This window comes from Tetragenococcus muriaticus DSM 15685 (genome assembly GCF_000423785.1).
In the GTDB taxonomy this organism is placed as follows: domain Bacteria; phylum Bacillota; class Bacilli; order Lactobacillales; family Enterococcaceae; genus Tetragenococcus; species Tetragenococcus muriaticus.
This window is the reverse complement of the sequence record NZ_AUIQ01000004.1, coordinates 54,015-60,889: the sequence shown is the minus strand read 5'-3', so window position 1 is coordinate 60,889 and position 6,875 is coordinate 54,015. Positions and strand designations below refer to the sequence as shown.

Annotated in this window: 7 protein-coding genes and 1 pseudogene; 2 read left to right on the top strand and 6 right to left on the bottom strand. The window is 36.1% G+C overall.

What is annotated here, in order from left to right:
* A pseudogene (locus G577_RS11705) lies at positions 1-185 on the top strand (IS110 family transposase); the annotation flags it as partial.
* Positions 186-317: 132 nt separating this feature from the next.
* Here G577_RS11705 and rph read toward each other — a convergent pair.
* From rph to G577_RS0101895, 6 genes are all read right to left on the bottom strand, one after another.
* Positions 318-1,658: a ribonuclease PH gene (gene rph / locus G577_RS0101920; protein ID WP_028789708.1), complete on the bottom strand. Its 1,341-nt coding sequence runs from the start codon at positions 1,656-1,658 to the stop codon at positions 318-320.
* Positions 1,648-2,466: a glutamate racemase gene (gene racE, locus G577_RS0101915; RefSeq protein WP_028789707.1), complete on the bottom strand. Its 819-nt coding sequence runs from the start codon at positions 2,464-2,466 to the stop codon at positions 1,648-1,650. Before racE ends, rph begins: the two co-directional genes overlap by 11 nt.
* Positions 2,467-2,597: 131 nt before the next feature.
* Positions 2,598-3,254 (bottom strand): amino acid ABC transporter permease, encoded by a 657-nt coding sequence (locus G577_RS0101910; RefSeq protein ID WP_028789706.1) that lies wholly within the window; start codon positions 3,252-3,254, stop codon positions 2,598-2,600.
* A gap of 23 nt (positions 3,255-3,277) precedes the next feature.
* On the bottom strand, positions 3,278-3,919 hold the full coding sequence (locus G577_RS0101905) for an amino acid ABC transporter permease (RefSeq protein WP_028789705.1): 642 nt from the start codon (positions 3,917-3,919) through the stop codon (positions 3,278-3,280).
* Positions 3,920-3,930: 11 nt separating this feature from the next.
* Positions 3,931-4,746 carry a transporter substrate-binding domain-containing protein gene (locus G577_RS0101900; RefSeq protein WP_028789704.1) on the bottom strand — a complete coding sequence of 272 codons (816 nt, stop codon included), beginning with the start codon at positions 4,744-4,746 and terminating at the stop codon, positions 3,931-3,933.
* A 69-nt stretch (positions 4,747-4,815) separates the two neighbouring features.
* A complete protein-coding gene (locus G577_RS0101895) occupies positions 4,816-5,553 on the bottom strand; it encodes an amino acid ABC transporter ATP-binding protein (RefSeq protein WP_028789703.1) in 738 nt (245 codons plus the stop codon).
* A gap of 251 nt (positions 5,554-5,804) precedes the next feature.
* Here G577_RS0101895 and trpS point away from each other — a divergent pair, with 251 nt between their 5' ends.
* A complete protein-coding gene (gene trpS / locus G577_RS0101890; protein ID WP_028789702.1) occupies positions 5,805-6,812 on the top strand; it encodes a tryptophan--tRNA ligase in 1,008 nt (335 codons plus the stop codon).
* Positions 6,813-6,875: the final 63 nt, after the last annotated feature.

The following is a 6,875-nucleotide window of genomic DNA, read 5'->3' as shown; positions in this document are numbered from 1 at the left end:
CCAATTCTGTCAGTCGACATTTGCCCGAATATCAAGCCTTTTATCGTAAAAAGTATCAAGAAACACCGAAACATCAACACAAAAGAGCCCTCGTTTTAACTGCAAGAAAATTTGTGCGCTTGGTGGATACGCTACTACGGAACCACCAACTCTATACGCCACCTAGGAGCGTGATAGAAAAATAACAAAAAAGTTATTTGCGCATTGCTAGGGAAACAGCCTATGAAAACGCTTGATTTGCATAGGCCTAGTTCAGTGCGCCTATTTTTTAGTGGTAGAGTAACAATAAATTCATTTTTTATCTTGACTCTTTACCACTATGCTTCTAACCATGCTTGCCATTGGTTTTGTAATTTATTTAAAGCAAGTGCACGGTGACTTACTTGGTTTTTTTCGCTTTCGCTTAGCTGAGCAGCTGAAATATCCATTCCCTGTGGTATAAACAACGGATCATAACCAAATCCATTATCTCCTTGTGGAATGCGAGCGATCCGACCAGGCCAACTCGCTTCTACTACCAAACTTTCTTTTTTGGGCGCTGCAAATACTAATGTACAATGAAATTGAGCTCTTCTTTGTTCATCAGGTACCTCTGTTAATTCATATAATAATTTTGCGTTATTAGCTGCGTCATTTTTCTGTTCTCCTGCAAATCGAGCCGAATAAATCCCCGGCATTCCATGTAAAGCTTCTACCTGTAAACCAGAATCATCAGCCAATACAGGGCATTGTAAAATATTAGCAATCGTCTCTGCTTTTAAGCGCGCATTTTCTTCAAAGGTACTCCCAGTTTCTGCAACGTCAGGAAGCTCAGGAAAGTCTTTCATTGTCTTAACTTTATAACCTGCTTTATGAAACATTGAAGTAAATTCTTGCGCTTTTCCAAGATTTCCAGTAGCAATAACAACTGTTTGTTCATCTACTGATTGTGCTTCTTTTTTGGCATATAAGGCAGCTTTTTGTTTAGTGACCAAAGTATTGATCCCTTGCTCTCCTAGTAAAAGGAGCTCGTCTAACTGTGAACGATCAAATGTAGCCTCTTCTCCATTGCCTTGGACTTCAATAAAACGTCCTGATTCCGTCATAACCACATTCATATCTACTACGCAACTACTATCCTCTTCATAATCCAAATCAAGTACACAAGTCTCATCTGGTAAAATCCCTACACTAACAGCTGCAGCGAATTCTTTAATAGGATCTTCATTAAGGGTCTTCGTTTGTAATAACTTATCAATAGCCAGTCTTAAAGCCGTGAAGGCCCCTGTAATACTAGCCGTTCTTGTGCCGCCATCTGCTTGTACTACATCACAATCAATGATAATTGAACGTTCACCTAGTTTATCTAAATCAACAATGGATCGCAAAGAGCGACCAATGAGACGTTGGATTTCCATTGTGCGTCCTTTTAATTTACCCTTAGTACTTTCTCTTTTATTTCTGGTTTGAGTAGCTCTAGGAAGCATCCTGTATTCTGCTGAAACCCAACCAGTATTGGTATCTTTTAAAAAAGGCGGTACAGAATCTTCTATTGTAGCAGAACAAATAACTTGCGTATCACCAAAAGAAACAACTACTGAGCCTTCAGGTTGTTTATAAACATTTGTCTCTAATTTTATTTCGCGTAATTGATCAAAATACCTACCATCATGTCGCATCGTTGGTACCTCCTAAATGAATTTGTTTTGAAGAAGCGTTTTTTCCTAACCAATCTTGAGCAATTTGATCAAATAAATAAGTTGACCCTGTAGTATAAAATTGTGCGTTCTCTTTTGCCCCATTTTCATTATTGGCTATATCAAAATAATCTAGAAGCATACTAACTTCACTGATTGTTTCTGCTCCAGAATCAATTAAAGTAACGTCTTTGCCCATAACATCTTGAATCACAGAACGTAACAGCGGATAGTGAGTACATCCCAAAATTAAAGTATCTAAATTCTTCGATTTTAAGGGTAGCAACGTTTCAAAAACGATTTTTTTAGCTACCGAAGAATGAAATTGATTGCTTTCCACAATAGGAACAAACTTAGGGCAAGCAAGACTAACTACTTGAGAACTGGTAACTTTTTCTTTAATTGCATGCTCATAAGAAGCGCTTTTAACTGTCCCTTCGGTTCCAATTACACCAATCTGATTATTTTTTGTCGCTTTTACTGCCGCTCTTGTTCCCGGCATAATGACTCCTACAACTGGGATTTGTAATTTTTCTTTAATTTCATTTAAAGCGACAGAGGTAGCCGTATTACAAGCGATGACTAACATTTTAATCCCTTTTTTTAATAAAAAATTTGTCATCTCCCAAGTAAATTGAATTACCTGCTCTTTAGGCCGAGGACCATAAGGACAGCGCGCTGTATCTCCTAAATAGATAAAATTTTCATTGGGCAATTGTTTCATTGCTTCTTTTACAACGGTAAATCCCCCAACACCTGAGTCAATAAACCCAATGGGTTGCTCGTTCATATTTGTCACCCTTTACTTTTCTTTCAATACATCACTTACTTATTGTGTACTTTTTGTTCAAACTTTTCAAGTTTTCTACTTTTCTACAAAAAAACTCACCCTCTCAAAGGATGAGTTAATCAGTTGTTACTTTAATATTTATAACGTTTATGTTCTAAGTATCTGGATAGCAATGAAAGCAAATAACAGATAACAAAGTAACTAATCGTCAATGCGACAAACATCGGTAAAACATAGTTTGTATCTTGCCCATAAATAATCCTAGCGTGGTGAGTTATTTCTGGTAATGAGATAATAATAGCCAAAGAAGAATCCTTTACTAAAGAAATCAATTGGCTAATAATCGCAGGAATCATCGAGCGAAAAGCTTGCGGGATAATAATAATAACCATAGTCTGTAAATAGCTCAATCCCGTTGAAAGCCCCGCTTCAGTTTGTTCATCCGGCACTGCATTCAAACCAGCTCGAAAAATTTCGGAAAGCATAGCAGACTCAAAAATTGTTAAAGCAGCTATTGCTGACCAAAAAATATCAAAGCGAATACCAATCTGTGGCAAAGCAAAATAAGTAAAGAAAATAATAAGCAGTAACGGTAAATTTCGAATGATATCAATCACTAAACCTAGAATTCTAGACAAGACAGGGATATTTGAAAAACGTAAAGTGCCCGCTAGCGCACCGATTAAAAAGCTAAGAACGATCGATATAGCTGATACCGAAACAGTAACCTGCAGACCATCTAATAAAAACCGCAGATTATCAAATGAAAATGCTCCTATAAAATCCATATGCTGTTTTTCTCCTTTCTAGACTAGACATCCAAACGTTTTTCTAAATAGTTCATTAAGTAAGATAACGGCAATGTCAAAATTAAATAAAAAATACCAACAATGATATACGTATCAAAGGTGATAAACGTGGTACTTGCAATTAGATCGCCTTGATACATCAAATCAAGGCCAGCAACAATTGCGAGTATAGACGAATTTTTAATTAAATTAATAAATTGTCCTCCCAAAGGCGGAATCACAATTTTAAAAGCCTGAGGCAAAACAATATAGCGCATCACTTGCACAGAACTAAAGCCTGATGATAAAGCGGCTTCTGTTTGGCCTTTGGGTACCGTTTGGATACCAGAACGCACAGTTTCAGCAATAAAGGCAGAAGTATAAATGGTTAAACCAATCGTACCAGCCTGAAAGCCTGTGAAGGGAAATCCGTACATAGGTAAAACAACATAAAAAAACATCGCGATAATTAACAAAGGGATGTTTCGAAAAAGTTCAACATAACCTCTAGCTAATCCTCTTACCACTTTATTTGAAGATAACTGAAAGATAGCCATCAAAGTACCTATCAGCAAGCTAAAAAATAAAGCAATTAAGCTGGACAATATGGTGACTTTAAACCCGTCCAAAAACATTCCCGAGTAATTTTGAAACAATGCTAACATCTCTTTCCCTCCTATTCATGGACTCGACCTTCATCATCATTTGGAAACCACTTTTCATAAATTTCATCATAGGTTCCATCTTCATGCATTTCTTCTAAAGCCTCATTCACAGCGTTTAAAAAGTTTTCTTGATTCTTATCTACTGCAATTCCATAAGGCTCGTTTGTAAAGGTTCCTCCTACGAGTTCGTAGTTAGAATTTTCACTTGCCATCCCTAATAAAATAGCGTTATCTGTTGTCATTACGTCTCCTTGACCAGCTTGTAATGCCGTAAACGCTTCAGCGTAATTTTCTAATTCTATTACGTTAGCCTCAGGAGCGTGTTCTCGGATATTTTCAGTAGAAGTGGATCCTTTTACCGCTAAAACTGTATTATCCGGCCCAATAGAATCCACATCTGTAATAGGACTCCCCTTTTCGACTAACAGTGATTGACCCGCGTCAAAATAAACATCAGAGAAGTCTACTTCTTCTCTACGTTCTTCAGAAATTGTCATTGTTGCAATAATCGCGTTAATATTGCCATTTTTTAATAAAGGAATCCGTGTTTTAGATGTTACTTCAACAAATGTCGCATGACCATCTCGTCCTAATATTTTTTCAGTGATCGCTTTTGCTATGTCAATATCAAATCCTTTTACCTCCTGTGAAGAGATATCCATCAATCCAAATAATCGAGTATCATTTTTGACGCCCCAAGTAATTTCATTTGAATCCTCACTCATCGATAAAACATCTTGATCTGCTATACTTTCTGATCTACAAGCAGATAATGTAAACACGACAAACAAAAGGGTCAAAAGGGAGACTAGTTTTTTTCTAAGCATAATTCTTCCTCCTTATTCGTCCGTTTCCTATAAACCATTTCAACGAACCTTGTCTGTGAAAATAAGGCTTTAGTGGTTCACAACTTTATTAAGAAATTGTTGAGCACGTCTTTCACTCGGTTGTTCAAAAAATCCTTCAACATCATAGCTATCTTCTAAAACTTGCCCATCAGCCATAAATATGACACGATCGGCAACATCGCGAGCGAAATTCATCTCATGCGTAACCACAATCATAGACATCCCCTCACGTGCCAATTGTTTCATAACATCTAATACATCTCCGATCATTTCCGGGTCTAAAGCTGAAGTTGGTTCATCAAATAATAGCATTTCCGGTTGCATGGCTAGCCCTCTAGCAATTGCTACACGTTGTTGTTGCCCACCCGAAAGTGTTGAAGGATAAGAGTCTTTTTTATCTAACATCCCCACTCGATCTAATAATCTTTCTGCTGCATCTTTGGCTTCTTTTTCATTTCTATTTAAGACTTTTGTAGGTGCTAGCGTAATATTTTCCAATACCGTTTTATTCGGGTATAAGTTGAAATGTTGAAACACCATGCCAATATTCTTTCTAATTTCAGTTAGTTTTGTTTGTTTACTTCGTATATCTTGATCATTAATCAAAAGATTACCCGATGAAATAGTTTCTAGACCATTAATGGTGCGCAACAGAGTACTTTTTCCAGAACCAGAAGGGCCAATTACTACAACTACTTCACCCTTTTCAAATGTAAGATTAATATCTTTTAAAGCATGAAAATTACCAAAGTATTTTTCAACGTTTTTAAATTCAATCATTGCCATGTCTTCACACACCTTCTATTATTTAAAATTAATAAGAGTTTTCTAATAGATAACTAATCATTATTATAAGCAGACAGTTTTGCTTTTGTAAAGTTTTTTTTGACTTTAAAGCCAAAAAACAACGGTTTCTAACATTTTAATGTAAGGAAACTTACCATATAAATTTTATAATAACTTATCCTTAAGGATTGTTTCTCATAAAAAAAAAAGGTAAGATTGCTATAGACTACATTTAGAAAAAGGTGAACAATGTGAATACAATTCTTACAGGAGACCGTCCCACGGGAAATCTACATTTGGGTCATTATGTCGGTTCACTAAGAACACGAAAAACAATGCAAGATGATCCAAACAATAATTTATTTGTTATGATTGCTGATATTCAAGCGTTAACTGATAATGCAAGAACACCTGAAAAAGTTTCTTCCAATGTGTTAGAAGTTGCATTAGATTATTTAGCCGTGGGCTTGGATCCCCAAAAGTCGACCTTGTTTATTCAGTCTCAGATCCCTGAACTCTCTGAATTAACAATGTATTATTTGAACTTAGTCAGTGTGGGTCGTGTACGTCGTAACCCTACTGTAAAAACAGAGATTGAACAAAAAAATTTTGGCGAAGGTGTGCCTACAGGCTTTTTTATTTACCCTATTTCGCAAGCATCAGATATTACCGCTTTTAAAGCCAATTTAGTTCCAGTAGGTGAAGATCAAAAACCAATGGTAGAACAAGCACAAGAAATCGTCCATTCTTTTAATTCAACTTACCAAGAGGTCCTAATAAACCCCAAAGGCGTCCTTCCAGAAAAAGGAATGGGACGTTTGCCTGGAATTGATGGACGAGGCAAAATGAGTAAATCTTTAAATAATGGAATTTATCTTGCTGATTCTAAAGAAACTGTAGATAAAAAAGTAATGAATATGTACACAGATCCCAACCACATACATGTTCAAGATCCAGGAAATGTAGAAGGGAATATGGTCTTTACTTATCTTGATGTTTTTGCCAAAGATAAAAACTATGTTCAAGAATTAAAAGAACAGTATCAACAAGGTGGTTTAGGAGATGTAAAAATCAAACGTTACCTTATAGAAGTATTGGATGAAGTATTAACTCCTATGCGAACTCGTCGTGAAAAATTTGCCCAAGATCCTCAATACGTAATGGACCTTTTAAAAGAGGGAAGTCTTGCAGCAGAGCAAATTGCCGCACAAACATTAGATGAAGTAAAAACAGCCATGGGAATCAACTATTTCCGTTAAACAATAAAAAAATTTCGAGTAAAAAGGTAGTCTTTTTACTCGAAATTTTTTGTTTCACTATAG